Source organism: Acinetobacter sp. GN11, assembly GCF_054823985.1.
In genome coordinates this window covers 1-488 of record NZ_JRVL01000290.1, presented here as the reverse complement: position 1 = coordinate 488, position 488 = coordinate 1, and the positions used below count along the sequence as shown (strand labels likewise).

General features: G+C 28.9%; 1 protein-coding gene. It reads right to left on the bottom strand.

What is annotated here, in order from left to right; genetic code table 11:
• On the bottom strand, positions 1 to 418 hold a 418-nt coding region (locus NL42_RS18405), incomplete at its 3' end, for a LysR family transcriptional regulator (protein ID WP_461313849.1).
• Positions 419 to 488: the final 70 nt, after the last annotated feature.

Here is a 488-nt window from a genome sequence, read left to right as displayed (position 1 = left end):
CAAATTTATGTTCATTGATATCTATTGATTTCTCTGAAAATAATAGGTCAATTTCGATGTTAGGATATTGGTTTAGAAAATTGGAAATAATATCTGAAAAGCATGTCTGAATAAAAGCATCTGGAACGTTGATTTTTAATATACCTTCAGGATATTTTTGATCATAGATGAAGTCAATAGCGGCTAAATCTAGCTCTTTAACAATAACTTTACACCGTTGATAAAACTTTTCCCCTGAACGAGTCAGGTCCATCTTTCTAGTGTTACGAATAAACAATGATGTACTGAATAAACTTTCTAAATAAAAAATTCTTTTAGAAACTTGATCTCGAGTAATACCTAAGTTTCTAGAGGCATGACTAAAATTTCCACTTTCTACAACACTAATAAAAGTATGAATACAGTCTAGTTTATCCATTAAATTTTGAAAGGCTAAATTGGCGTGTAGCTAAACTATATTATGAATTTTTACTTATCAATCATTGTAT